Below are 26765 nucleotides of genomic sequence, written 5' to 3' on the forward strand. Positions count from 1 at the left end.
TCCTCCACGAATCCACCGCCATTTTGCTGAAAGTCCGCTACATCTTGCTCTCCTTGATTGCCGCCTTCTGATTAACAAGGTGACATTTCTTCGGCGGCCATATACTTCCTACGGGCTGCTGATTTTGTCCCGCATATAGTTTTTCGGCTTAATAATTAATTTGCGATATCGATCCACCAGCGCTCGTAGTTGGATGATACATCCTTGTACTGCTCGATGTTCGCATTGGCACTGTTGCTGCCATATGCGATATTGAGGCACTTGCCGCTCTTGTGGTTGATGATCTTGTAGGTATTATTGGCTGCAGCATAAATTTCCCACTTCTGGCTATCGTCGCCGTAATAATCCCACTGATATACATTAGCTCCATCCCAGGAAGCTGAATCCTGCACCGACAGGGCCTTGCCCGTGGAGGCATTCTTAATAATGTAGTAGTTGCCCTCTTTTACAAAATACCATTTCTGGTTGGCATTACCTCTGTAGTAATACTGAAGTACGTTGGTTCCGTTGTCTCTTCTGTTGCCCTGAACATCCATTGCCATAGAGCTTGCGAAGTTCACGATCTTGTATGCCTTGGATGAATCAAACATAGCTCCGGAATTGGTATTTCCCGAATTGTTGTTTCCGGAATTGTTATTACCTGAATTATTGTTACCTGAGTTATTGTTGCCGGAGTTATTATTTCCGGAATTATTATTTCCGGAATTGCTGCCACCGCCTGAACTTGCATCATAGGATGCCCAGTCATAATAAGCCGTTATCCCGGTTCTTCCGTTGTAAGCATCAAGCCAGTCATCAACACCGGTTCCATTCCAGGCATTCATCATTATCTTGCCAGGTGTGGTGGGAATATCCCTTGTTGCCGTATAAACGGCCTTACCGTCAACGTACCAGGTTATGCTGCCCTGTCTCCAGTCAAATCCATAAGTGTGGAAACTCTGGGAAGCATCAAACCCAAGATTGTACAGATACTCGTGGTTGCCCTGTCCGTTGGTATAGTAGTTGAACTGCACCTTCGTAGTGTCTTTTCCCAGGAACTCGATATCGATCTCGTCCCATTTTGTCCCATCACTTGGACCTGTGTAGGTAAAAAAGGATGAAACAACGCCGGGATTCTTGATAGGCTTCATGTTAACCTGGAACAGTCCGTAGCCGTAATAATTCTTGGTGCGGTACTCGCCTGCTGTGTAACCCTGCCAGTTCCGGTCGATGGTGATTGCCATCTGACCATTCCTGAATGCAATGTTGTTCGGTGAAAATGTGCAATTGAACATTCCTCCGTTGCTCCAGGTTGCCATGTCAAATTTGCTGCTGTCGTGATAATCCAGCGCCATTCCGTCGTGTGTGCCACCCCAAGCACTCGCGGCAGATGCATTGACAGCTCCCCCAATAAGAGTTCCCAATGCCAAAACAGTTCCCAATACAAGTGACATAATTTTTCTTCTCATACAAAACACCTCCTTATCCACAATAATAGCTACAGAAATATTACAAATATATTAAAATCTTGTAAAAAATGTCAGAATATTGCGAATATTTAAATGGCTCTTCGTCTTAATTCCTCTTTTTCGCCATTTGCCGCAGCTCATTTTGCCGAATAAAGGCTACATCGCATCCTTGGCGATTGCTATACTTTAGAATCATATGTAGATGTATTGACGGTCTGACGTCACAGCCGTCGCAAGGAGGACTGTATGAAAAAAAGAAAACTGTTGCTGATACCGCTTCTTACTCTGGCATTACTCACCGGCTGCGGCGATTCATATCATGAAGCCCCGGCTATGGAATCCGAATCCGTAAGCGTCGCGCCCGGATCATCGGATAGTTTCTTCGTCGTAAGCGAATCCGCTTCCAAATCAACAGGCGGCGATTATTCATCCACCACCATCTCAGGTGACTTCGCAGATTATTCCTATAATTTTGCAGCAAATGGAAACACGACTAAGACCAAGCAGGACATGCTTGACTATTACGAATCTGTACAAAAGCTCGTTAATGAAAACGGCGGCTTCATTGAAAATGTTGATAACAAGTACAATGGATATGTGATCAATCCCGCCGATGACTATATTTCAGACTCAGAAAAAGAATATACTGCCACAGGTACTTTGTCTTTTACCGTTGAGATTCCCAACGACAAGATTCCCGTTATTACAGACAGTCTTGAGAATTTTTGCAAAGACAACCATTTCATTGTAACCACTTATTCTCAGAAGATAACTAACTATCAGGGTTATCAGATTGTCGATTCCTACGACCAGAGCTCCTACAACAGCAATGTCATCACTCAGAAAGAGCTTGATCGCACACTGAAATATGCCAGCCTTAGGGTCAACATAAGCTATAGCACCCGCCGCCCCTTCATTGCAAGACTGGGACTTGGCATCAAGCAGTTCTGGCTCAATTTTATCGATGGCATCGGCGAAGTTATTATGGTATTCATGGCCCTGGCAGTTGGATTTATCGTTCTGTTTGTTGAAGCAATCATCTTCTACAAGATCTGGAAGGGAATGATCTTCAGACACAGAAAAAAGAAACCTCAGTACTATCCCGCAAAGCATATTTACGTCGACAACGAAAATGCTATTACAGAAAATAACACCAAGGAATGCTTATGCGACAAATGCATATGAATAACTTAAAAAAGGTCCCCTAGGGGACCTCTTTTTATGCCATTATCTTGAGATATTCAGAAACAATCTCTGTAACATCGCCCTTGAATATACCGGATCCGGAAACAATTACGTTGGCTCCGTCATCAAGAACTTCCTTGAGGTTGCTAAGATAAATACCACCATCAACTTCTATGTCGGTGGAAAGACCTCGCTCGTTAAGTATACCGCGAAGCTCCTTAACCTTCTCACCACAGGGAGGCATGAAAGCCTGTCCGCCAAAGCCGGGTTCCACTGTCATAACAAGGATCATCTCTACCTTATCAAGATAGGGAAGAAGCTCGGAAACAGGAGTTGCGGGCTTGATGGAGATTCCTGCCTTTTTGCCCAGGCTGTGGATCTTGTCGATAACTGCCTGTACATCAGAGGCGGCCTCTAAATGGAAGGTGATAATGTCGGAGCCTGCCTTGGCGAACTCCTCAATGTATCTGATGGGCTCCGTGATCATAAGGTGCACGTCAAATACCTTGTCTGTTACTTTGCGAAGCCCCTGAACAACATTCATACCATAGGAAATGGATGGCACAAATGTGCCATCCATAACATCGATATGAATATACTGAGCTCCCGCCTTGTCAGCTGCTGTGATCTGCTCACCGAGGTTAGCAACATCGGCAGCCAAAATTGAGGGACTTAAAATATTCATCATTATTTCAAAAATTCCTTTACTGATGTATAAACACCGTCTCCGTCGAGACCGTACTTCTTAACAAGAGCTGCTGCAGATCCGGACTCACCGAACTTATCCTGCATACCGATCTTCTTAACAAGTGTAGGGCACTCTTCTGCGAGAACATCACTTACTGCACTTCCGAGACCACCGATAACTGAGTGCTCCTCAACTGTAACAACCTTGCCGGTCTTCTTGGCTGTTGCTACAACAAGCTCTCTGTCGATAGGCTTGATTGTGCAGATGTTAACTACTTCTGCCTCGATGCCGTCAGCTGAGAGTTTCTCAGCTGCCTCAAGGGCTGCTCCGACACCGATACCTGTAGCTATAATACTAACATCTTTACCCTCTCTAAGTACAGTACCTTTTCCAATCTCAAACTTGTAATCAGGTCTGTCATTAACAACAGGGCAAGCTGCACGGCCGAATCTGATGTAAACAGGGCCTTCGTGCTCAGCTGCTGCTCTTACGCAGGCTCTTGCCTCGATGTCATCTGCAGGGCACATAACAACCATTCCGGGGATAGTGCGCATAAGTGCGATATCCTCGTTACACTGATGGCTGGCACCGTCCTCACCAACGGTGATTCCTGCGTGTGTTCCGCCGATCTTAACGTTGAGATGAGGGTATCCGATGGAGTTACGAACCTGCTCGAAAGCACGTCCTGTAGCAAACATAGCAAATGTGCTGACGAAAGGAATCTTGCCTGTTGTAGCAAGTCCTGCTGCGATGCCCATCATGTTGCACTCTGCGATACCGCAGTCGATGTGGCGATCGGGGAACTCCTTCTTAAACCAACCTGTTCTTGTTGCTGCTGCAAGGTCTGCGTCAAGTACTACAACCTTGTCGTTAACCTTGGCAAGCTCTATAAGTTCTTTACCATAGCTGTCTCTGGTAGCAATTTTCTTAACTTCACTCATCGTCCTACCTCCTATCAAGCCAGTGACTCGCCGATCTTGTTAAGATCGTCCATAGCCTTAGCATACTCTTCGTCATTAGGTGCTACACCATGCCATGAAACCTGGCCTTCCATGAAGGAAACGCCCTTGCCCTTAAGTGAATGAGCGATGATGGCTGTAGGCTGACCCTTAGTCTCTCTTGCCTCCTTGAAGGCAGCTCTTAATGCATCGAAATCATGAGCATCAACATTGATAACATGGAAGTTGAATGCCTCAAACTTCTTGTCAATAGGATAAGGTGAGCAAACCTGATCAACAGGTCCGTCAATCTGAAGACCGTTGTTATCAACGATAACTACGAGGTTATCAAGCTTACGGAAGCCTGCGAACATAGCTGCCTCCCAAACCTGTCCCTCTTCGATCTCACCGTCGCCGAGAAGTGTGTAAGTTCTGTAATCCTTGCCGTCAAGCTTGGCTGAAAGAGCCATACCGCAGGCAACTGAGATTCCCTGTCCGAGAGAGCCGCTGCTCATATCAAGACCGGGAAGATACTGCATACTGGGATGTCCCTGAAGTCTGGAACCAAGCTTACGAAGTGTGGTAAGCTCCTCAACAGGGAAGTATCCTCTCTGTGCCATTACTGAGTAAAGGCCGGGAGCTGTGTGTCCCTTGGAGAGTACGAAACGATCACGATCAGGGTTCTTAGGATCCTGAGGATCGATATTCATTTCTTCAAAATAAAGATAGGTGAAAATATCTGCTGCAGAAAGAGATCCGCCCGGATGTCCTGCGCCTGCTGCGTGAACCGCTGTAACAATGCCCTTGCGGACTTCATTGGCTGTTCTTTTTAATTCTAGATTGGTCATAGCCATACTTCCTTTCCCCTTTGTATTGAAAACTTTGTTAAACAAATCTCAAAACGCAATTACAATTTATCACATGAAAATGTATGCGTCTATAAGACAAATTGCTCAAGTTTTTACTTATGTTGCCATTGAAAATCTCGCTAAGTATACATGGTAGTTCTGATCTCGCTTACGCTCGCCAGAACAAAGTAGTACACTAAGCTCGAAAATACCTCGCTAAGTGATTACTTTTGGCCGTAATAAGCATTAGCACCGTGCTTACGGAAATAGTGCTTGTCCTGAAGCTCCTGAGGTGCAGGCTGAACTCTGGGATTGATAACTTCGCATCTGTAGGCCATCTTGGCAACTTCCTCGGTTACAACAGCGTTGTGAACTGCCTCATGAGCATCTTTTCCCCAGGAGAATACGCCGTGGTTCTTGCAAAGAACTGCAGGAACAGCCACAGGATCTTTGCCCATGCGATTGAACTCGTTAACGATGAGGTGTCCTGTGTTCTCCTCATAAGCTGTCTCGATCTCGTCCTTGGTAAGACATCTTACACAAGGGATCTCGCCATAGAAATAGTCAGCGTGGGTTGTTCCGTAGCAGGGAATGCTTCTTCCTGCCTGGGCCCAGCTGGTAGCATAGGAGGAGTGGGTGTGAACTACGCCGCCCACCTCCTTGAAAGCCTTGTAGATCTCAACGTGTGTAGGTGTATCTGAGGATGGATTGAGCTTGCCCTCCACCTTTTTGCCGTTAAGGTCCATAACAACCATGTCATCGGGAGTCATGGTCTCGTAGTCAACGCCGCTGGGCTTGATTACGAAGAGGCCGCTCTCTCTGTCGATGGCACTTACATTGCCCCAGGTGAAGGTAACAAGACCGTACTTGGGAAGCAGAATATTTGCTTCATATACTTTTTTCTTTAATTCTTCTAACATCGTTATGCTCCTTATTACGATATGCTAAATCTCTCTTTTTTGCCTAAAGCATATGAGCGCTGCCCGTTAGAATGTTTTAATATGCCTATGATCAGAAAAATTACCGATATCTAAAGCAATTTCACCTGCACATACATATGAAAGCCTTTTTTTCATATTCTTTCGTATGTATTTCTGCCAGTTTGTATTATAGAATTGACGATTAATGCATATTAAATATTTCCATATAAGCATTTCATATGCCGAGGTATCTATTTGGCTTAGTTTTGTTCTTGTTTACGCTCGTCAGAACCAAGCAATACTCCGGATTCGAAGAACCTCTCCCTGCGATTACTTAAGGTTCTCCACTGCTGCTCTCTCTACAGCCAGACCTGCGTTGTAATCCTTCATAAACTCATCGAATCCCTTAACATCCTCAGCTACAGGCTCAAAGGTCTCAACCTTGCCGCCTACGAATACCTTGTTGTTAAGGTAGTTCTCAAGGGTCTCGCCCTCAGCCTTCTGGCACATGTAACCTGCAAGGATTGCCTGTCCCCAAGGGCCGCCCTCTCCTGCTGTCTCCATGAGCTTGATAGGTGTGTCGAGAGCTGCTGCCATTACTCTGTCACCAACGCCTCTTACCTTGAAGAAGCCGCCCTGACCAAAGAAGAAGTCAGCCTTAACGTTCTCTTCCTTCATAAGGATGTCGTTACCGGCCTTAAGCGCTCCGAGAGCTGTGTAAAGGTGACATCTCATGAAGTTGGAAAGGTTAAACTTGTCATCAGGTCTTCTTACAAAGAGAGGTCTTCCCTCGTTGAAGCCTGTGATGCTCTCGCCTGAGAAATAGTTATATGCAAGAAGTCCGCCGCAATCTGCGTCGCCTTCCATTGCTTTGCGATAAAGTGTTCCGTACAGTGTATCATCATCCACATCCTGTCCGATGGCACCTGCGAACTCTCTGAAAAGTCCAACCCAGGCATTCAGATCAGATGTGCAGTTGTTGCAGTGAACCATGGCAACTTCCTCGCCGCTTGGTGTTGTTACAAGGTCAAGCTCAGGATATGCCTTGGAAAGGCTGTGCTCAAGAACAACCATGGAAAATACTGAAGTTCCTGCTGAGATATTACCTGTTCTTACGCCAACTGAATTGGTGGCAACCATTCCTGTGCCAGCATCTCCCTCGGGAGGACACACAGGGATTCCTGCCTGAAGTGTTCCTGTGGGATCAAGCTTCTTAGCACCTTCTGCTGTAAGAGTGCCTGCCTTCTCACCTGCGGGAAGTGACTTGGGAAGTACTTCTCTGATCTTCCAGCTGATATTCTCTTTTGCAAGAAGCTCGTCGAACTGATCAAGCATCTTCTCGTTGTAATCGCAGGTTGCTGAATCAATAGGGAACATTCCGGAAGCATCGCCTACGCCCAGAACCTTCTCCCCTGTGAGCTGCCAGTGAATGTAACCTGCAAGAGTTGTGAAGAAGTCTACCTTGGAGATATGCTCTTCCTTATTAAGGATTGCCTGATAGAGGTGAGCAATGCTCCATCTCTGAGGGATGTGATAGCCAAAGAGTTCGGTTAACTTGTCTGAAGCCTCTTCTGTAATGGTGTTTCTCCAGGTTCTGAAGGGAACAAGAAGCTCTCCCTCCTTGTCAAAAGCCATGTAGCCATGCATCATAGCTGAGAAGCCCATAGCGCCTACAGTTGTAAGCTTTTCCCCATACTGCTTCTCAACATCCTCTGCCAGCTTCTTGTAGCAGTCCTGAAGACCTGTCCAGATGTCCTCCAGAGTGTAGGTCCAGATTCCGTCCTGAAGTCTGTTCTCCCAGCCATGTGAGCCGGAAGCGATAGGTGTGTACTTCTCATCTGTAAGTACTGCCTTGATTCTTGTGGAACCGAACTCGATTCCGAGAAATGTCTTTCCCTGTGCAATTAGTGTTTTTACGTCTCCCATTCTTTTTTCCTCCGTTTGTTTATCATTAACGTCTGCTGATTGATTCCCTGATTATCACGTCCTCGGCAAATTCGTAGGTGGCATTAAAGTATGCGTTGCCGCCGTGAATAAGACGTATCATGTTCTGCGCTGCCTTCTCCCCAAGAAGCTCCTTGGGATGTGGAATTGAAGATATCGGAACTCCCACGGTACCGGTCTTGGCAAGATCCGAATCATCCATGCCAACCACCGACATGTCCTCCGGTAGCTGTAGTCCTGCCTCAGACAGTACCTGCATCAGAAGCCCCGCCACCTGATCATTGTAGCAAAAAACAGCCGTACAGTCCCTGAGCCTCTCCTGAACCCTCATAAGGGCTCTTGGTCCATCCTTGATGTCTATGGTGTCAATCCAGTTCACATGGTCATAGGTAAAAGAGAGCCCGTACTCAGTCATAGCCTTGAGATACCCGCGGTATCTCTCTCTTCCCTGGCCGTCGTCCAGCTTGAGAACGCATCCTATATTCTTATGTCCCGCCTCGATCAGAGCCTTCACCGCTCTGTAGGCGCATTCCTCGTCGTCTATTGAGACGTGGGGAATATCAAGTTCCGGGTAAAAAGTGTTTATGAAAAGAAGCTTAACTCCTCTGTCCGTCAGCTTCTTGTACAGATCCAGGTTAGGATTGGGAAGAGCGCTCTTAACCGGTTCCATGATGACTCCGGCTATATCCGTTCGCCCCGAGAGATCAGAGAGGATCTGACGCTCCTTGGTGGCAGTGTTGTTGGTAAACGACAGCTGCATGGAGTAGCCCTTCTGACTTAGAGTATTCTCGATTCCTCTGATGGTGCTGGGAAAAATGTAATCGTCCACATAAGTTGTAACAACAGCCACCACGGTTCTCTCACCCTCGCCCGCATGAAGATCCGCAACATAAGTGCCGCTTCCTCTCATGCTCTCAAGAAGGCCTTCCTTGGAAAGCTGTGAAATGGCATGTCTTACCGTCTGGCGGCTAAGTCCAAACTGCTCACACAGCTCATTCTCCGAGGGAATTCTGTCCCCGGGCTTGAGGCTGCCGTTGTCTATATTATGATTAATCCAATCAATAACCTGCTGATATTTTGCCACGATTCGCTCCCTCTCACGCATTTAATCATAAGACCGGAGGGGGAGATGTGCAATGATAAAAGTGTACAATTATGAGAAGTTGTATATGTACAAGTTGATGGGGAATAAGGGAAGCCATCCTTACATAGTAGTTCTGGAGTAGAAGAACAGATACTGCTGCATTATCCCATTATACGGCTTATACTTCTCAAACCTAAATCCATCCGCATACTCCTGCTCCAGCACCCTATTGATCCACACATCCCTGGGAAATGCATCAAGTCTGTGATACCCAAACAGTATCTCGCAGTTCGCAACCTTAACTCCCACGCCAAAGAGCTCCAACAATCTCTCCATCAGTCCGGCGTCATCAAGATTCTTCCAGCTGTCCAGATTCACATAGCCGCTGGCAACATCCTGAGCGGCTTTCATAACATATTTATCTCTGTAGCCAAGACTGCAGGCTGACAGATCCTCCATAGAAAGAGCTGCAATCTCCGCTGCTGTGGGAAATGCGTACAGCACTTCACCTTCGGGAGTTCTGCCTGCTTCACGGCCCACCTTGGCACAGAGCTTCTCGATGGAAGCCTTAATTGCAGGAATGTTCTTCCTCTGGGAAATAATAAAGGAGATCAGCATCTCCCAGGGATCCTGCTTGAGTATTCTAATTCCTTTGCCATACTCTGCAGCAGCAAAAAGATAGGGATCTTCCTCAGGATCTATTCTTCCCCGCAGTTCACTGTAATTAAGCCCCAGGTCAAAATACTCCTTCCAGAAGTTCTCATATTCTTCTTCACCGCAACTAAGGTCGTACTCATTCTCCCCTACCTGCTTTATAAAAAGATACTTATCCCCCGCCATGACAGTGTAACCCTCGCCACAGGCATTGAAGCGGAAACACTGGCCGCTGTCGGCAATCTTTAATAAATCAAAATCGTCCGAAATTGTTACTCTCATTTATCCTTCTCCATACTATCCAAATATCCCCTATCCCACAGCATCACATTCAATCTCGTCGCCATCTCCACCGCGGGCTGGGTAAAATACTGATTCGTCATCACAACTCCCACCATCCTGCCGTAAAAGTCTTTTCCTGCGTACACCTCCTGGACTGCTTTTACGCCGATGGGCTTGTCGTAGCACTTGCACTGCACGGCGTAGGTGATCCCGTCTTTTTCCGCAAGGATGTCTGCGCCGAAGTCGCCGCTTCCCTTGGTCACCTCCGCCTCCACAAAGCCGTTGGCCTTCAAGAGGTCTGCGCAGTAATATTCAAAATCATGCCCCTCCATCTCATCCATGGGAAGTGGCTTATTTCTTTTTCTCTTAATTATCCAAAACAAAAGGGCCGCCAGTAGCACTATGCCCATTCCGATAAAAAGAAATGTAATCTGTCCTGCCATCTGACGCCCCCTTAATTATTCTCATTTACATCTTCGCTGTCCTGTCTCTCCACCTGACCCCGGATGTACGCCGCATGTCTGTCCCAGGACTCATAGCGCTCATCCCCTCTTCTGTCGGGAATATCATAGAGACTTTTTATCACCTGTCCCAGGAAATCCGAATACTTGCAGCTTCCCTCATAGTTAAGATGGGAGGCATCGTTTAAGTCAGTGGCGAAGTCAAGTCCCATGGTGTCATACCAGTGGTTGAAGTTCTCGTATCTGACTCCCTGCTCCGCCGCGATCTCCTTGATCCTGTTGTAACACCCGGCTTCCGGAGAATCTATGTAGTAAGGGTTCACCACAAGATACAGCTCAATACCGTTATCCTTGCAATAATCAATGATCTTAAGTAGATACTCCTCGGTCTTGGGCGGAAGAACCGTTACATGCTCAAAATCATAATAGGGAACTTCGTAATAAGTATTTCTGAAATGGGGCGTGAAGCCTTTGAAGGCCTGCCGCTCTTTCTTGGACATAAAGAGGTACTCAAGGTCATATTTGTTAAGCTCCTTGTAGCGAAGGTGCCAGGTCACAAAGGAGGGAAAAAAGTCCCATATCCTGTCAGGCTCCGCTGAAGCCATGATCATCTCAAGCTTGGTCTTGGAGAATCTGACGCCGTTAAGATTGTCCGTCAGATAGTAATACTGGTACTCATCGTGGAAGGATGCCGGCGAGTACAGATCCAGCACCACGAGCCCAGGCGACTGGTACTTGCACAGCTCCTGCAGATAATAATAGGTTATCCAAAGAGGCTGCTCCGCTGCGCTGTAATCGTAGGAGGCGATTCCGAAATTCTCCCACAGATATGCGGTGTTCATATCATAATGAACATGGCTGGAGCCAAGAAAAGCCACATCTATGGTGTCCCTTGGCTGAACATACAGATCCCTCGCCTGACGGATTCCGTGTATGGTCTTGAAGCTAAGGAGTCTGTCGGCAAAAAGGAACGTAACTACAAGTGCCAGCACCAACGCTATGAACTTTATATATTTTGAGGATCCTTTCATCCGCTTCTTCCTTCCGAGTCAAAAATGTTAAAAGCCCATGTAGATCAGCCTTGTTTCCAGGGCCGGGCCGTAGATTCCGAAAATAAATATTGCTGTGGCAAGAAGATAGAACCATATGTATCTCCTGCCCTGCGTCAGCTCTGAGATGATCTCAGGCATATGTGTCTGCCTTGCATAGGCGTATCTGTCGAGTAATGCGATGATAAGTACAAGTACTGCAATAACGCATATCTCCACAGTTTTTAATTGAAGAAGCTCCAGCTGCGAAGTCAGCTCGCCGGAGAGAAATCCGTTTTTCCATATAGCAGTTATGTATCCAAGTGCTCCTGTAAAAGAGGACGCTCTGAAGAATATCCAGGCAAAAGCTGCCTCTGCAAAAGTAATGATCCTTCCGGGAGCACCGCTCCTTATGGCCTTATAGCCTCTTTTTCTGGTTTCCAGGTCAAGAGCAGAATATATGCCGTGGAGAAATCCCCATACAATGAAGTTGAATCCTGCGCCGTGCCACATTCCGCAGACCAGGAATACGATCATGGTGTTCAGCACTTTTCTGAGATTACCCTTGCGATTACCGCCGAGGGGAATATAGATGTAGTCAAGGAACCAGCTGCTGAGGGAAATATGCCACCTTCTCCAGAACTCGGTGATATTGCTGCTGCAATAGGGAAGGTCGAAGTTCACCATCAGCTCGATATTAAACATTTTGGAAAGGCCCATGGCCACATAGGAATAACCTGCAAAGTCGCAGTAGATCTGAATTGTATAAGCGATAGCTCCGACAAACAGAAGACTTCCGCTGTACTGCGCATATCCGTCGAAGAGCTTATCCACATAGATTCCCAGCCTGTCCGCTATAACCACCTTCATAAAGCATCCGTACAGGATGTAGTACAGAGACTTTTTCCATCTCATGGCATCCTTAAAGGGCGCATCCACAGCCTTACGAAGTTCTGCGGAAAAGTTCTGCCACCTCTCAATGGGTCCGCTGACAAACTTGGGGAAATAAGAAAGATACAGGATCACGTCAAGGGGATTATGCTCCGCCCTGACGTGCTCCCTCTTAATATCGGCAATATAGCTAATTACCTGAAAGATATAAAAAGAATAACCAACCGGCATAAACAGCTTTTTGAACAGCTCCGAATCCTCTGCAAAGCGTCCGTAATAAGCCGGCACATATTTAAGAACAAGAAGGCTCAAGGCCGCTACAGCTATGAAGCCATAGGTGATTCCAAGGGACAATCTCTTTCTGCCAGCTGCTGCGGTCTTCTCAACGAGTAGCCCCGCTGCCCAGGCGCATATTGCCACCACAAGCACGCTCACACCCGCAGCCCTGTTAAGTCCGAAGACATAACCTACGCTGGCCAGTGTAAGAACCACTTTCCTGGCCCTGCCCCTGAGGATATAGAACAAGGCGCATACTGCTATAGCATATGCAAAAGAAAAAGCCGTAATGGTCATAAGCGGTCATTACCTTTCGTAGTATATCAGTTAAGCTTAAGGTCTCCTTCCTTGACCCAGCCAAGCTTCTTAACAACTGCGTGAATAGCAAGTGAAAGAATAGCGGGAAGGACGAAGGAGATCAGAACAAGTCCGATCCAATCAAAGGCTGTGATTGCTGCCTTGGTTCCCTCTGCGATGTCGTTAACCCATCCGGTGTAAACACCGATCTGGCCTACAAATCCGCAGGTTCCCATTCCTGATGAAACCGGAGCGCCGTCCATCTTGAGCTTGAAGATGCAGGTTGCGATGGGGCCTGTGATAGCAGAAGCAACTGTAGGTGCGATCCAGACTCTTGGATTCTTAACAATGTTGCCCATCTGAAGCATTGAGGTTCCGATACCCTGTGAAACAAGGCCTCCCCACTTGTTCTCCTTAAAGGAGATAACAGCAAAGCCCACCATCTGTGCACAGCATCCGGCAACTGCCGCTCCGCCTGCAAGTCCTGTAAGACCAAGGGCTGCGCAGATAGCTGCTGAGGAAATCGGAAGTGTAAGTGCCATTCCAACGATAACAGAAACAAGGATACCCATAAGGAAGGGCTGCAGCTCTGTTGCCCACATGATGAGTTCACCCAGCTTCATAGCGATTCTTCCAAGAGGCGGTGCAATAAGCCATGAGAAGAATACGCCCACGCCAACTGTCACAAGAGGAGTTACCAGGATATCAATCTTGGTTTCCTTGGAAACAGCCTTACCGAACTCAGCTGCAAGGATTGCTACGAAGAGGACTGCAAGAGGGCCGCCGGCTCCGCCGAGAGCATTGGCTGCAAAACCAACGGTTACCATTGAAAAAAGAACAAGCGGCGGACACTTAAGGGCAAATCCGATGGCCACAGCCATTGCCGGTCCGCTCATTGCTGATGCAAGTCCCCCTACAGTGTAGTCGGTGCCTGCGATTGTTGCTACTGTCTGAGTCAGAAACGGAATATGAAACTGACTGCCGATTGTGTTGATGATGGTACCGATAAGAAGGGAACAAAAAAGTCCCTGCGCCATAGCGCCAAGTGCATCAATACCGTAACGCTTCAAGGAAATCTCGATGTCTTTCCTCTTCAAAAAACTCTTAATACTTCCCATACTTTTTCCACTCCCTGCCGGTGACTATTTTTGTTAAACCCTGTGTGATCTGCCCCGGCTATCTGTTTACATTAGCATTGATTGTATCATATATTTTTGGAAAAAGTAGCAAAAATATTATTTTTATCTGACTTTTTTGAAAAGATAGTAATTAAAGTCGTATCCGTACCAGCCGTAGCTCTCCGAATCTATGAGTTCATAGTGGTCATCAATGGACTTAGGGATGTCGTCCCTGACAAGCACATAATCGATGAGGCCCTCGCGGACATAGCGCTCCTGCTCCATGTAAGGATTGTTCTCCGGCTCGTCTATATCCAGTGTCTGAGTCTGGAACCAGCGACAAGTTGGAACGATGTCACACAACGTATAGAGTCCAGCATCGAGACATCCCACGTTGAGAAGCGTCGGATCCTTAGTCTGAAGCACTTCGTCCCTGAATCTGTACAGGAAAAAGTCATCCCGGCTAGTCTTCATAAATGGAATATTCATCGAATTTGCATAAACAAACAGCACTGATAAAACAGTACACAGCACAGCCAGCACCACCGTGGCCGAACCCGAATTGGTATTGATCAGCTTATCAAGAAAAACTGCAATCACCGCTACTCCAAACACAGCGAACATCGAAAGGGGAAGGCCGTAATAAGGAATTTCCCTTCCGCCCCCGAAGATTCCCAGGAAAGTAAAGGCAAACAAAACAGGGACGATGAGCCTTGCCAAAACTTTTTTGCCCTTGCCAAAGAACGTGAAGATAAGTCCTGCGATTCCCGGCACATAGTACTGCCAGTTGCTGCGAATCTGCCAGTAGAGGAGCTTGGCCATATTGTAGATCTTCTCGAAGAAGGTCGGGCCGTAATCATCAAATTTGCTGTAGAGGAATACGTTGATGTATACGTATCCCCAGTACCACTCATATAGCGCTCCCTGCACTCCGAAGTAAATGAACCAGGGCACAAAGGGGATAAACATTCCAAAGAGGAAGACGAAACAGGCCTTGATGCCTCTCACAATTTCTTTTTTGGCCACATAGGAAAAGAATACCATCATCATCCAGGCAAAGAAAAATCCCAGGCCCGTGTATTTGATATTCGCAACCATGCCCGCAAGGACGCCGCCAATCAGAACATTTCTAAAGGGCATTGTCTCCTGTTCGTAATGATTCTTGAAATAATCAGTGACAATATAGAGTCCCCAGATATAGAAGGGAAGGCATATCTCCTCTGCCGCTCCGCCCCACCAGAAGCTCCGTGAGCACACGATCATGGCAAAAGAGACAGGCGCCAGCGCAAGGGCCACCCCTTTACCCGCATAGAGCCTTACAATGCGGTACATCCCCGCAATATCCAGGGCTCCCAGTATTATCTCCATAATGAACACGCCGATAAATGTGGTGTGTGACACCAGGTAACACAGCCCATAGAAGAAGTACAGGTACATTCCCTTCTGATCGAAGATGTCGCGGTAGGGCATCTTGCCGTTGAATATTCCCTTGCCTACGGAAAAATAGCTGTTGGCGTCGTCCCAGTTGTTCAGGGGATAGAGAAAGGACGAGCGGGATGCCAGCATGAGGCATAGGGCTGCGGCGAGAAGGAAAAATGTATAGTGAATCAGGGTTTTCTTTTTATCCATAAAGTCTCCGGTGATGGTTTATAGTCATTGCCTTATTTTACTATATTTAGAAGAAGAATAAAATTCATTCTCCTATAAACTCCCTCGCCTTTCCTGCCGATATATATACGTAAGGCTTGATTGGAAATCTAAGGAGTGAATGTCATGAAAAAACAACTGGTTTCATTATTACTTTCATTTGCTTTAGTACTTACTAATACAAGTATTATCAATGCTGCCGACAAGCTTCCCTCGGCTATAGAGGAATCTTCGGAAGAGCTTGAAATATATGCGGAATCGGATGATTCATTCGTAGAAGCTTTGGATGACCAATCATCTGAGTCCATTTCGATACCTGACATGGAAGAGCTGACAATCGATGAAGGAGCCTTCGATGCCTCTTTTGCCGATATATCTGATCTCAGTGAAGAAACTGATCTTACCGAGGACGAAGAGCAAAACCAGCTGCCTCCTTCGGGTACTGTAACAGGCCCGGAATTCGACTCCCTGATTCCGGATAGTAACCCCGATCTGAGTGAAGAAATAGAATATGATGTCAGCGGTAATAGTTTCAGCTCACTGACTCATAATAATCTATATGTATCACTTCCAACATATACTACGCCCAAACTCCCTCCACTTCGTAATCAGGGCTACTATGGTACTTGCTGGGCTCATTCCCTTCTCTCGATGGCAGAGATAAGCCTGCTAAAAACCTACAATGATCTTAATGATGTGGATCTGTCCGAACTGCACCTGGCATACTTCACCTATCACACAGTCCCGGATCCCCTTGGAGGAACTTCAGGTGACACCAACAACTTCACAGGAGTTAGTAGCTTTCTTAACAGAGGCGGCAACCCCAATTGTGTATCAAATATCCTTGCGACCTGGACCGGCGCAGTAGACGAAACCGATGTTCCCTACTCTGATGCAGCCACCGTGGATGCTAATGGCCTTCCGTCCGACCTTGCCTACCAGTATTCTGCACATATGGAGAACTTCTATACCGTGCGAATAACAGACCATCCATATGATATTTATGCCGTCAAAAAACTTGTCTATGACTGCGGCGCTGTAGGTATCATTTTTCAGGCAGACACTCAATACTATAATTCCACCTATAACAGTTATAATGCGCAGGTTCCCGGTACAAACCATGCCGTAACCATCGTTGGATGGGACGACAACTTTGACAAAAATCACTTCAATACACCGGCTCCCTATAACGGAGCCTGGATCATAAGAAACAGCTGGACCTCCGGAAGCTATGAAGATAACCAGAGCTTTTACGGTTATTTCTACATGTCCTATTATGACAAATCCCTCTATAACCTTGGTATTGCTTATGATTTCCGAAAAGGCTATGACTACAATAACTATCAGTATGACGGCGGAATGTTCAATGAGATAACAAGGTACACACAAGCTGCAAATGTCTTCACAGCAAATGGCAAAGAATCCCTGGAGGCAATATCCTTCAGCACAATAGATGCGGATTGCCATTATGTAGTTGATGTCTACACCTTTGACAAAGACGCCGTAATTACCGACCCTACAGCAGGAACCAAAGTGGCCTCGGTTAGAGATACAACAGTTTATGGCGGCTATCTCAGAGTGCCTATGGAAACAGCCATTCCGCTAAACGCCGGAGATAAATTCTCTGTGGTAGTCACCCTTTCACGTGAGGACGGTATATCCCGTTTCATGGCAGAAACTAATCTCACCGGTGCTCTGGTATCCAACGTATCAGCCCGAAGTGGACAGAGCTACGTGGTGGAAAACAGTCAGTGGATAGACTACGGCGCAAAATACAACAAAAACGTTCGTATCAAAGCATTTACCCGCGACGTAGGCGACAGCGGTCTTATATCCCTACAGCTCCAAGGTCCCACAGAAATAGAGGAAGGTGCCGCCGCCACCTACACTGCGGTCCCAACTCCTTCCGACTGCAATCTTAAGGACCTCACCTGGGCCAGTTCAAATCCTTCTGTATTATCAATTGATCCAAAGACCGGATCTGCCATCGCCCTTTCCGAAGGCACTGTTACCATCACCGCCACCTGCGATGGCGTCACCGCTTCCATAGATGTAGTCTGCTCTGCTAAGCCCACAGAAAGCTACATCATCTACGATCCCAACGGCGGCTCAGGTTCTATGAAAAAAAGTCTTTTCACCAATGACACTCCCATCACCATTACCCCTAACAGCTATAGCCGGGTCGGCTACAAATTCAGGGAATGGAACACAGAACCCGACGGTACAGGAATCGCTTTCCCCGACAGATGTACGATCAAATACACTCTTCCCGACGATGAGACTAACCTGACTCTCTATGCCCAGTGGACAGGCAACAAATACATCGTCTACTACAACGGAAACGGCGGAGTGGGCAGCATGACTGCCACAAATGCGCACTACGGAACAGCGTTCCAGCTTCCGACCAATGCCTTCCGAAACGGCAAAAAGGTCTTTTCCGGCTGGAACACGGACAAAAACGGCAAAGGAACGCAGATTGCCGCGGGAGCTCTGGTCAAGAACCTGACTTCCGTCTACAACGGCACTGTAACTCTCTATGCCCAGTGGACAGACTACGCCATCAACAAGGTCAGCTCCATCAAGATTTACACTCCAAAAAGCGTAGGCTACGTGGCCAAAGGCAAGACTCTCAGAATGATCGCCGAGATTGACGGCGTTAATTCCAAAAAGTCCCGCTACGGCAAATACCTGATCTGGTCCATTGATGAGGAGCTGGGTACCGGCGGTGCAACCATTAATCCCAAGACCGGAGTCCTTACAGCAACCAGGGAAGGAACCGTATATGTAAAGGCTACGAATGCCGCTAATAGCGAGGTCTACGGCCTAAGCGAAGAGATCTACGTCTACATTCCCTTTAAAAAGGCGTCCTTAAACAAATCCTCCGTAACCCTTGCCCCCGGTACCACGTACCAGTTAAGCGCCAGCCTCGTTGCTGCCACCAAGGATTCCGAGGATTACCCGACTCTTGACAAGAATATCACCTGGAGCCTTAGAAACACCTCCGATTCCCAATATGTGACCGTTGATTCCACAGGTCTTGTGACAGCAGTGACCCCAACCATCAAACCTGTGGTCGTACAGGCCAAATTTAAGCCCTACAATCAAAAAGAAAAAACCTATGTCTGCAAAGTAACCGTTAAGGACGTGGCCATTAAGAGCCTCTCCTTCAGCCCGAGCTCCCTCACCATTCAGGAGGGCGGAAGAAAGACTCTCTATGCACTTACCTCTCCGGAAACAATTTCAGTCACCGGCGTCACCTGGGAAGTTGTCTCCGGCTCGCAGTACATAAGCCTTATTCCCACATCGGATTACAGCTGCCTCATTGTCGCAGGTGCTGCGCCAAAGAATAAAGTAACCGCCAAGGTTAAAGCAACCTCTGTAGCCACCAACGCCAGGAAGAAGAACGTATCCAAGACCTTAACCATAACCGTTACCGCCAAGGCTGCTTCCATATCACTAAGGCGCCCCACCCCTGATATTAAAGCGGGCAAATCCTTTACTCTTTCGCCCATTGTTTACACCTCTCAGCACGGAGTAAAAGCAGTGAACCAGAAGGTATGGTATTCATCAAGCAACGAATCAGTCCTCACCGTCAGCCCTCAGGGCAAGATCACAGGCAAAATGCCCGGGGATGCTTCGGTAACCATAACCTCGCAGGATAACCCGGATACAACACTGACTATACCGGTAAGGATTTACTAAGAAACAGCGCAGCAGGCGGAAAGGTACTCTATGTTCCAGAAAAATGCCATTGTTCCTGACCTGTCAGGACTAAAAAAAGCTCTCCCGGAGCTGATAGAGTTTTTTAACAGCAAGGATTATTCCGACGGAGTAATAGAAGTCTATATAGGAAACATTCCCGAAACCGATGTCGGCAAGATCCTTGATCTACTAAACGATAGCTTTCCCAAGATGAAAGTTATCGGCTTTTCCGTTACACAGCAGGCATATCTGCATGACATGGAGAGCGCCATCGTCATTAGCTTTACCGCCATGGACCGCTCAAAGGCAGATCTTTTTTACAAAGAGATACAGCTTGAGGAGGACGACTTTCTTGAAGACTGCTTCTCCTATGCAAGGGACCTTAATGCCCGGATTAAATCCATGAAGGATGTCAAAGCAATCGAGATATACTTTTCCTATCTGAAGGCAGGAGCCGGCAAATTCCTGTCGATTCTGGCAGAAGGCCTTGAGGAAGTGCCGGTATTCGGAGCCCTTGCCGCAGGCAACAAAGCAGGTGAAGTTCGCAACTTCATAACCATGAAAACTGATGATTCCTTCATCATTGGCGGAAAAGATCACTCTCCCGGTGTCAGCGGCGTTATCTATTCCGGAGAAGATCTGTATGTCTATGAGGATTACCTATTTGGCTGGGAACCCATAGGCAGATACATGGATGTGAGCGCCACCAACAGGACAAAGGATGGTACCACAGTCATCAGGTCCATGGACGGAATGAAGCCCATCGATGTTTACAACAAATATCTGGGCGTTGAGCCCAACGACTATTTTGTAGCCAATATAGGGGAATTCCCCCTTGTTATAGAACGGAACGGTCTCCTTATAGGCAGAACCCCCTCCTCCTTCGATGAAGAGGGCGGAGTGTATCTCGCCGGAGACATCGATACCAAGGAAAAAGTCAGATTCTCCTATGCTGAAGCAGGAGAGCTTCTTGATGCCACCAAAAAGGCCTCTGTAAGAATGCGTTCTTTTGGTGCAGAAAGACTCTCCCTGATCATCTGCGGAAACAGATTCAATTTCCTTCAGGATGAGGATCATCTGGAAATCGATTATTACAGCGAAGGACGAAGTGAATGCCCCGGAATCATTCTTGGCATGGGCGAGATCTACATGCACAAAGGAAAAGGCGGCATTCTCAACTCTGCCCTTGTGGCAGTCGGTATGAGAGAGGGCCTTGGTGGCAAGACCTCCTCTCCTCTCTTAGAGCCCAGCTCCCTTCACCACTATAATGACTTAATCCCCCTCTCCGAAAGGCTTTCCCACTTCCTAAAAGCCATGACCGGAGAGCTGGAGGAAGCTGTTGATGCTGCCAAAGCCGCCAACAACGCCAAGAGCGAATTCCTCTCCAACATGTCACATGAGATCAGGACTCCCATCAACGCAGTCCTTGGAATGGATGAAATGATACTTCGCGAATGCGACGATCCCGTCATCCAGGGATATGCCCATGATATTCGCAGCGCCGGCAACACCCTTGTCAGCATCATCAATGACATCCTTGATTTCTCCAAGATAGAATCCGGCAAAATGGATGTGCTCCCTGTGGACTACGATCTTTCCTCGGTTCTTAACGATCTCATACACATGATCATGCCCAAAGCTACCCAAAAGGGCCTTTCTTTCGTACCGATCATGGATAGAAGCATGCCCAGTATTGTTAACGGCGATGAGATCCGCATTAAGCAGTGCATCTCCAACCTTCTGTCCAATGCGCTCAAATACACGGAAAAAGGCACCATAACCTTTACTGTTTCATGTATGCAAACCCACAGCGATTCCGTGGATTTCCTTGTTTCAGTCAAAGATACGGGAATAGGCATCAGAGAAGATGAAATGGAAAAGCTCTTTAATTCCTTCCAAAGGGTTGATGAGGAAAGAAACAGAACAATAGAAGGCACCGGACTTGGTCTGAATATAACACAAAAACTCCTTAATCTCATGGATAGCGAACTCCATGTTGAGAGTAAGTACGGCGAAGGAAGCGAATTCTATTTTGTTATCAATCAAAAAGTTGTGAAATGGGATCCCGTCAGCGAATACATGGAGTCCTACACACGGACCCTTTTCAACAAAGAAGCCTACAAGGAGAAATTCACGGCGCCGGAGGCTGAGATCCTGGTTGTAGATGATACTCCCATCAATATAACCGTATTCAAGGGACTTCTTAAGAAGACTCTTGTCCATATAGACGAGGCTCTAAGTGGCAGGCAATGCCTTGAGATGACACGGGAAAAGAAATATGACCTGATCTTCCTTGATCACAGAATGCCGGAGATGGATGGAATCGAGACTCTTACGGCACTTCAGAAGGAGGCTGATAATCCAAACCTTCACACCCCGGTGATCAGCCTTACCGCCAACGCCATCTCGGGAGCAAGGGAAATGTACATACAAGCGGGCTTTATTGACTATCTGAGCAAGCCCATCATGTCGGATAAGCTGGAAACCCTGATGATACGCCATCTTCCCAAGGAGAAGGTTCATCTGGATAATGTTCCCTGCGACAGCCCTGAGCCCCCTGATGAGCCTCTTCCCGATTGGCTTAAGCAGGCACCCGGCATCGACTGCAGGGAGGGCCTAAGTAACTGCGGCTCCGCAGAAATGTATCTGGACGCCCTTGAGTCCTTTGCAGATGCTGCCCCTGATAACAAGAGATTGATTGAAGAGTTCTTCAATGCAGGCGCGATTCCTGACTACACAATCAAGGTCCACGCCCTGAAATCCTCAGCCAGAATTATCGGTGCAAAAGAGCTCTCCGAGCTGGCCAAGTCCCTGGAAAAGGCCGGAGACGACGGCGATCTTGAGACCATTAACAGAGATACCCTGCGGCTCCTTGAAATGTATGAGGAAGTCTGCAGCGGCCTTACCGGGCTCCAAAAGGAGCCGGAAGATGATTCAGGTCTCCCTCCCATTGACCCGGAGCAGCTCCGGGAAGCCTTCTCTTCTATGAAAGAGCTGGCTATGGTCTTTGATTATGACAGCATTAAATTTATAATGGATGGTATAAGTAGTTATCGAATTCCCGATGAACGAAAGGATCTTCTGGCAAAGCTCAAGGACGCCATGAGAAATGCCGATTGGGATATGATAAAAGAAACTCTCGATGAATTCTGATAATCAGACAGGAAGAAGCTATGGATAAACAATTACTTCTTATAAGCCAGGGCTCCACCTTCATGGTGGACGCTCTCTCCAGCGGCCTCAAAGATGCAGGAATAAATGTAATAAAATGCGCTCCCAGAGTGAATGAGCTGGAACAATACAAGGAAAACCCATCGGTATTTCTTTTTTACCTGGGCAATTACCTTGAGGACATTAGTGACGCTCTTGTTTATATCAAGGATCTGTGCGTTGAAAAAAATAAGATCCTGTGCACCATAGGCGACATCTCCGAGCGCGGAGTCCTCACCAGGATCATACCCGAAAACCTTATCATGGAGCACTATTACAGGCCCCTTGATATCAAAAGTATTGCCAGAAACATGCTGGAGGTTCTCTACACGAACGAAGCCCTGTCCCGTCAGAAGACTATCCTACTGGTGGACGACGATCCCACTTTTTTGACCCTTGCCAAGGGCTGGCTTGAGTCAGAATACAAAGTTATCATCGTCAATTCCGGAATGCAGGCCATCGCTTACCTTGCCATAAACAAACCGGACCTTATCCTTCTCGACTACGAGATGCCCGTAACTCCCGGTCCCAAGGTCCTTGAGATGATAAAAAGCGAGACCTTTATCCAGGATGTCCCCGTCATCTTCCTCACAGGAAAAGGCGACAAAGAGAGCGTAATGAAGGTTCTGGCCCTTAAGCCCGACGGGTATCTTCTCAAGACCCTCCCCCAGTCAGAACTGCTTAAGTCCCTGCGCCAATTCTTCAAATCAAGAGAACAGAGCTAAATAAAAAATATCTGATTTACCAAAAAGAACCGTGGCAAAAGCCACGGTTCTAAGTGTTTTCAGAACAAATCTTTATTCCAGTGTATATTCAAATGAATCTCTTACCTGTCCGGTTCCGATAGCACCAAACTCTATGCTCTGTCCGTTTGCTATGGTCGCATTCCAGGAAAGTGGTGTGATCACATAGTAGTTGCCGCTTGTCTTAACATCCACGTTCCAGTAGGAATCAAGATTTACCTGGTTCTTGTTGATCTTAAGAGTCCAGCCGTTTACAGTGCTGCCGGAGTTGTTGGTGATCTTGAAGCTTGCCTGATAGCCGCTTCCCCAGCTGTTGATACTATAACTGAGTTCAAGTCCGCCTGTAACCACAGGTTCTGGCTCTACTACTGGCTCAGGATCCGGTTCCACAACAGGATCAGGATCTACAACTACAGGTTCAGGATCGGGTTCTACAACTACAGGTTCGGGATCGGGCTCAACCACTACAGGAGTAGGCTCCTGAGTCTGCTCTGCAACCTTCTCGAACTGCCACTGCTGATTGGGCTTGCCGTTGTAGGTCCACTGGCATACATTGGTGCCGTCTGCTGTCTTCTTGGCGTATACATCAAGAGTCTTGGTAGCAGATGAGCACTTGGTTCCGATGGTGAATACGCCGCTCTGATCTGTTGTCTTAAGGATGAACTGCTGAGCATTTCCGCCATAAGCCTGATAAATGCCGATGTCTGCGCCGTCTGTATCCTCGCCATTGGCAACATCGAGCATTACATTGCCAAGCTTGTTGGTAAGTGTAATATATCCGTTACCTACATTTGTCAGATACCACTTCTGAGCATCAACGCCTGTGCCGGTCTTGATAACTACGCTCTTCCAGCCGTTTGCGTTGTCAGCATTAACTGTAAGATACTTCTGGGACTGAACGCCCTTGATGTAGTACCAGCCATCTTCCACATATCCTGTGCTGCCTGTATTTACAGGTTCTGAAGGCTGAGGGTCGGGCTCTGGCTGAGGCTCGGGCTGCGTTGCTCCGCTTTGGCTGCTGCCTGAGTAGTTGTAGTAATAAGGTGCATTTCCGCCAAAATATGTAAGTACATCAAGGCCGTTTCCGGAATATTTAACCGTATTTCTGACTCTTCCTGAGGTATTAACCGCTCTGCCACCAGCTGTTGTGTTGTATTCCTTGAAGTTAGCATTCTCAGGAGCATTGCCGCTCATGGAAGTCCAGCCTGCTGAGGTGATGAGGCTCTCATAGGCAAGCTCTGTATTAACAAATGCTACATCTGCCTTGTCTCCCCAAGGTCTTCCAAAGTAACCTGATGCTACCTTCTTGCTGCCGTTTGCTGTTACTTTACAGTCATAGAAAAGAGATCTTCCGTCGCTCTTCATTGCTGTGATATATCCGCCCACAGCCTTGTCTGAATAACCTGCGAACTCCAGCTCACAGTTCTGGAACACTGCGATGCCCTGTCCGAAGATATAGTCTGTGTTACCTACAACGTGGCAATCACGGTAGTAGTCGTAATTACCTCTTGTGAAAAGAGTATCCTGACTGCCGAGGAATGTGCAGTTGTAGAACTCACTGTAATCGCCCTCAACTGCGATGGCTGCTGCTCTCTCTGTAGCTGTCTTGCTGGTAACGTCAACGCCTTTTCTTCTCTGGAAGGTGATGGACTCACTTCCTGAAGGAGTTACACCGTCTGCGATCTCTTCATCTGTCACATATTTGTTAAAAGAATTCTCGAAGGTAATATACTCAGCACGGAAATAATCTGCGTTGCCCTTAAGTCCAACGGTGCTGCCCCAACGAGTGGCTTCGCCCATACCGGACTTGGACTTTGCTTTGTTTGCATCGTAGTAGCCGTTGCTGCCCATACTGTAGTACTTGTATCCGATTCCGTAGTACCAGGTAAGCTTAACTTCCTGTGAAGGCTGATCGTTGATAAAGCTGATGTATGGTGTGTTTACAATAACCTGCTGACGGTAGGTTCCCGGAGCGATATGGATGTATACACGCTGCTGCTCGCTCTTGGGATTAAGCTTGGCCGCTGCATCCACAGCTGCCTGAACCGTTGAATAATTGCCTGACTTATTGCTGTAACCTACATAGAGGTTAGTTCCGGGACGATCTGAAGGGTTCGAAGTACTGCTGCCGCTGCCTGAATTCTCAGGAAGTGTTCCCTTCTTAAGATTGTCTGCACACCAGGTGCCGTACCAGGAGTAACCTGTTCTGCGCTCCTGACTGATCTTGGTAACATCGTCATAGGCCTTGCCGTCGCGGTCTGCGAACAGGGGCTTATTTGTGTTAAGATCGTAGAATCTTGCCCAGATGGTTGAACCATAGGAGGTTGTCAGAACCTTGTCTGTCTTATTGGAATTCCAGTCCCATTTCTTGTTCTCAATCTTAACTGCGTCAAACCATCTTACTGCAGCATTGATACTCTTAATTACAGCATTACTCTGCTTTTCCTTGGGAAGGTCCCTAAGGAAGGTTACGATGGCTGCGCTCTCTGATGAACAAACAGACGCAAGCTCATAGGCACGGGCAGAATCAGGAGCAAGTGTATACTCATTGTGCTGCTGACCCCAGGCTGTCAGGGTTCCGTTAATTGTTATCTGAGTGTTTAAGATACACTGAACACCCTTATCCAGTGCGTTAGCGGCCTTACTCTGGTAGTTGTTGTCTACCCATGAGAAAGCGCCGGATTTCTGTGATACTTCCTGCATGATCTTAAGAACATTGACCATGGCATTGTCGTTGTAGGTAATATGCGCATGATAGGTTCCCGCATCATTAAATACCTGCGGCCATCCGCCGTTTGAATACTGACCATTGAACAAAAGAGTAAGACCCTTCTCGCAGGACTGTCTATACTTGTAGGTTCCGGTTGCGGCATAGACATTTGCCAGGAAACGGATCTGTCCCCAGGTCGCATTGTTGTCGATGGTGGATTTGTTCCAGGAGCCGCTGGTGGAGGTCTTCATATCCTTGCGCCATCCCCCGTCTGAGAGCTGATACTTTATCATCTCATCCGCAAGGCCTGTAGCCTCCGAGCTCTTCCACCAGGATGCACTCTTTTTGGAATAAGTGCTCCAGCTAAAATCATTGCTTCCGGCGTAGACCGTCATTGTGCCCACGCTCTGCGGCATAACTGCAGAAACCGGCGAAACTGCCAGCATAGCAGCAAGCATTATGCCTGTTAAAACTTTTGTCCCCCTCTTGAAGCCATTGCTTCCCCGTACAAAACTTCTTTTCATCCTTCTCCTTCCTTTCTTTTGCTACGCGCAAATTTGCGCCCGTTGATCAATACAATTATGATAACCGCGAACAGCCTGCCACGCAAGGAAATACCGCACTTATTTACAAATTTATTTCAAAAAAATTACGGGCCGCTTAAATCTTAAGCAGCCCGTTACTTTATCAT

18 protein-coding genes are annotated in these 26765 nt (G+C 47.3%); 4 read left to right on the top strand and 14 right to left on the bottom strand.

The features are described 5' to 3' along the window. Positions 1-155: 155 nt before the first annotated feature. Positions 156-1448 (bottom strand): beta-glucanase, encoded by a 1293-nt coding sequence (gene bglS, locus NXH67_RS18300; RefSeq protein ID WP_330676643.1) that lies wholly within the window; start codon positions 1446-1448, stop codon positions 156-158. Positions 1449-1694: 246 nt separating this feature from the next. On the opposite strand from bglS, the gene NXH67_RS08040 reads away from it, so the two are divergent. Beyond that, positions 1695-2633, top strand: coding sequence for a hypothetical protein (locus NXH67_RS08040; protein ID WP_272797035.1), 939 nt, complete (start codon positions 1695-1697; stop codon positions 2631-2633). A gap of 34 nt (positions 2634-2667) precedes the next feature. Here the strand turns inward: NXH67_RS08040 and rpe are convergent, their stop codons facing one another. The 12 genes from rpe to NXH67_RS08100 form a co-directional block, all read right to left on the bottom strand. After that, entirely contained in the window at positions 2668-3321 is a 654-nt protein-coding gene (gene rpe / locus NXH67_RS08045) for a ribulose-phosphate 3-epimerase (RefSeq protein ID WP_272797036.1), read from the bottom strand. Continuing rightward, complete coding sequence (locus NXH67_RS08050) at positions 3321-4262, bottom strand: transketolase family protein (protein WP_022778818.1); 942 nt, start codon at positions 4260-4262, stop codon at positions 3321-3323. The genes rpe and NXH67_RS08050 overlap by 1 nt, the downstream gene beginning before the upstream one ends. 14 nt (positions 4263-4276) lie before the next feature. After that, positions 4277-5107: a transketolase gene (locus NXH67_RS08055; RefSeq protein WP_026668733.1), complete on the bottom strand. Its 831-nt coding sequence runs from the start codon at positions 5105-5107 to the stop codon at positions 4277-4279. A gap of 224 nt (positions 5108-5331) precedes the next feature. Then, a complete protein-coding gene (locus tag NXH67_RS08060) occupies positions 5332-6027 on the bottom strand; it encodes an L-ribulose-5-phosphate 4-epimerase (protein ID WP_022778816.1) in 696 nt (231 codons plus the stop codon). Between the two features lie 330 nt (positions 6028-6357). Beyond that, positions 6358-7953: a xylulokinase gene (locus tag NXH67_RS08065; RefSeq protein ID WP_022778815.1), complete on the bottom strand. Its 1596-nt coding sequence runs from the start codon at positions 7951-7953 to the stop codon at positions 6358-6360. A 25-nt stretch (positions 7954-7978) separates the two neighbouring features. Beyond that, positions 7979-9055 carry a GntR family transcriptional regulator gene (locus NXH67_RS08070; protein WP_272797037.1) on the bottom strand — a complete coding sequence of 359 codons (1077 nt, stop codon included), beginning with the start codon at positions 9053-9055 and terminating at the stop codon, positions 7979-7981. Positions 9056-9175: 120 nt separating this feature from the next. Beyond that, the gene (locus NXH67_RS08075) at positions 9176-9991 is read right to left on the bottom strand and encodes a DNA-3-methyladenine glycosylase family protein (protein WP_272797038.1); all 816 of its coding nucleotides are present in this window, start codon (positions 9989-9991) and stop codon (positions 9176-9178) included. Continuing rightward, positions 9988-10434 (bottom strand): restriction endonuclease, encoded by a 447-nt coding sequence (locus NXH67_RS08080; RefSeq protein WP_022778812.1) that lies wholly within the window; start codon positions 10432-10434, stop codon positions 9988-9990. The genes NXH67_RS08075 and NXH67_RS08080 overlap by 4 nt, the downstream gene beginning before the upstream one ends. Positions 10435-10445: 11 nt before the next feature. Beyond that, positions 10446-11483, bottom strand: a complete 1038-nt coding sequence (locus NXH67_RS08085) for a hypothetical protein (protein ID WP_272797039.1) — start codon at positions 11481-11483, stop codon at positions 10446-10448. Between the two features lie 27 nt (positions 11484-11510). Next, a complete protein-coding gene (locus NXH67_RS08090) occupies positions 11511-12944 on the bottom strand; it encodes an MBOAT family O-acyltransferase (protein WP_272797040.1) in 1434 nt (477 codons plus the stop codon). Between the two features lie 26 nt (positions 12945-12970). Further along, positions 12971-14062 carry a PTS transporter subunit IIC gene (locus NXH67_RS08095; protein WP_272797041.1) on the bottom strand — a complete coding sequence of 364 codons (1092 nt, stop codon included), beginning with the start codon at positions 14060-14062 and terminating at the stop codon, positions 12971-12973. A gap of 123 nt (positions 14063-14185) precedes the next feature. Then, the gene (locus NXH67_RS08100) at positions 14186-15691 is read right to left on the bottom strand and encodes a hypothetical protein (protein WP_272797042.1); all 1506 of its coding nucleotides are present in this window, start codon (positions 15689-15691) and stop codon (positions 14186-14188) included. Positions 15692-15835: 144 nt separating this feature from the next. Here NXH67_RS08100 and NXH67_RS08105 point away from each other — a divergent pair, with 144 nt between their 5' ends. From NXH67_RS08105 to NXH67_RS08115, 3 genes are read left to right on the top strand one after another with little or no spacing between them, the layout of a single operon-like run. Further along, the gene (locus tag NXH67_RS08105; protein ID WP_272797043.1) at positions 15836-19411 is read left to right on the top strand and encodes a lectin like domain-containing protein; all 3576 of its coding nucleotides are present in this window, start codon (positions 15836-15838) and stop codon (positions 19409-19411) included. Positions 19412-19441: 30 nt separating this feature from the next. After that, positions 19442-22564, top strand: coding sequence for an ATP-binding protein (locus NXH67_RS08110; protein ID WP_272797044.1), 3123 nt, complete (start codon positions 19442-19444; stop codon positions 22562-22564). A 20-nt stretch (positions 22565-22584) separates the two neighbouring features. Beyond that, the gene (locus NXH67_RS08115) at positions 22585-23346 is read left to right on the top strand and encodes a response regulator (RefSeq protein ID WP_022778805.1); all 762 of its coding nucleotides are present in this window, start codon (positions 22585-22587) and stop codon (positions 23344-23346) included. 72 nt (positions 23347-23418) lie between these two features. On the opposite strand, the gene pelA is transcribed toward NXH67_RS08115, so the two are convergent. After that, positions 23419-26598 carry a pectate lyase gene (gene pelA, locus NXH67_RS08120; protein ID WP_272797045.1) on the bottom strand — a complete coding sequence of 1060 codons (3180 nt, stop codon included), beginning with the start codon at positions 26596-26598 and terminating at the stop codon, positions 23419-23421. Positions 26599-26765: the final 167 nt, after the last annotated feature.

Origin of the sequence: Butyrivibrio sp. DSM 10294 (assembly GCF_028539135.1) — a bacterium.
Taxonomy (GTDB): Bacteria; Bacillota; Clostridia; order Lachnospirales; family Lachnospiraceae; genus Butyrivibrio.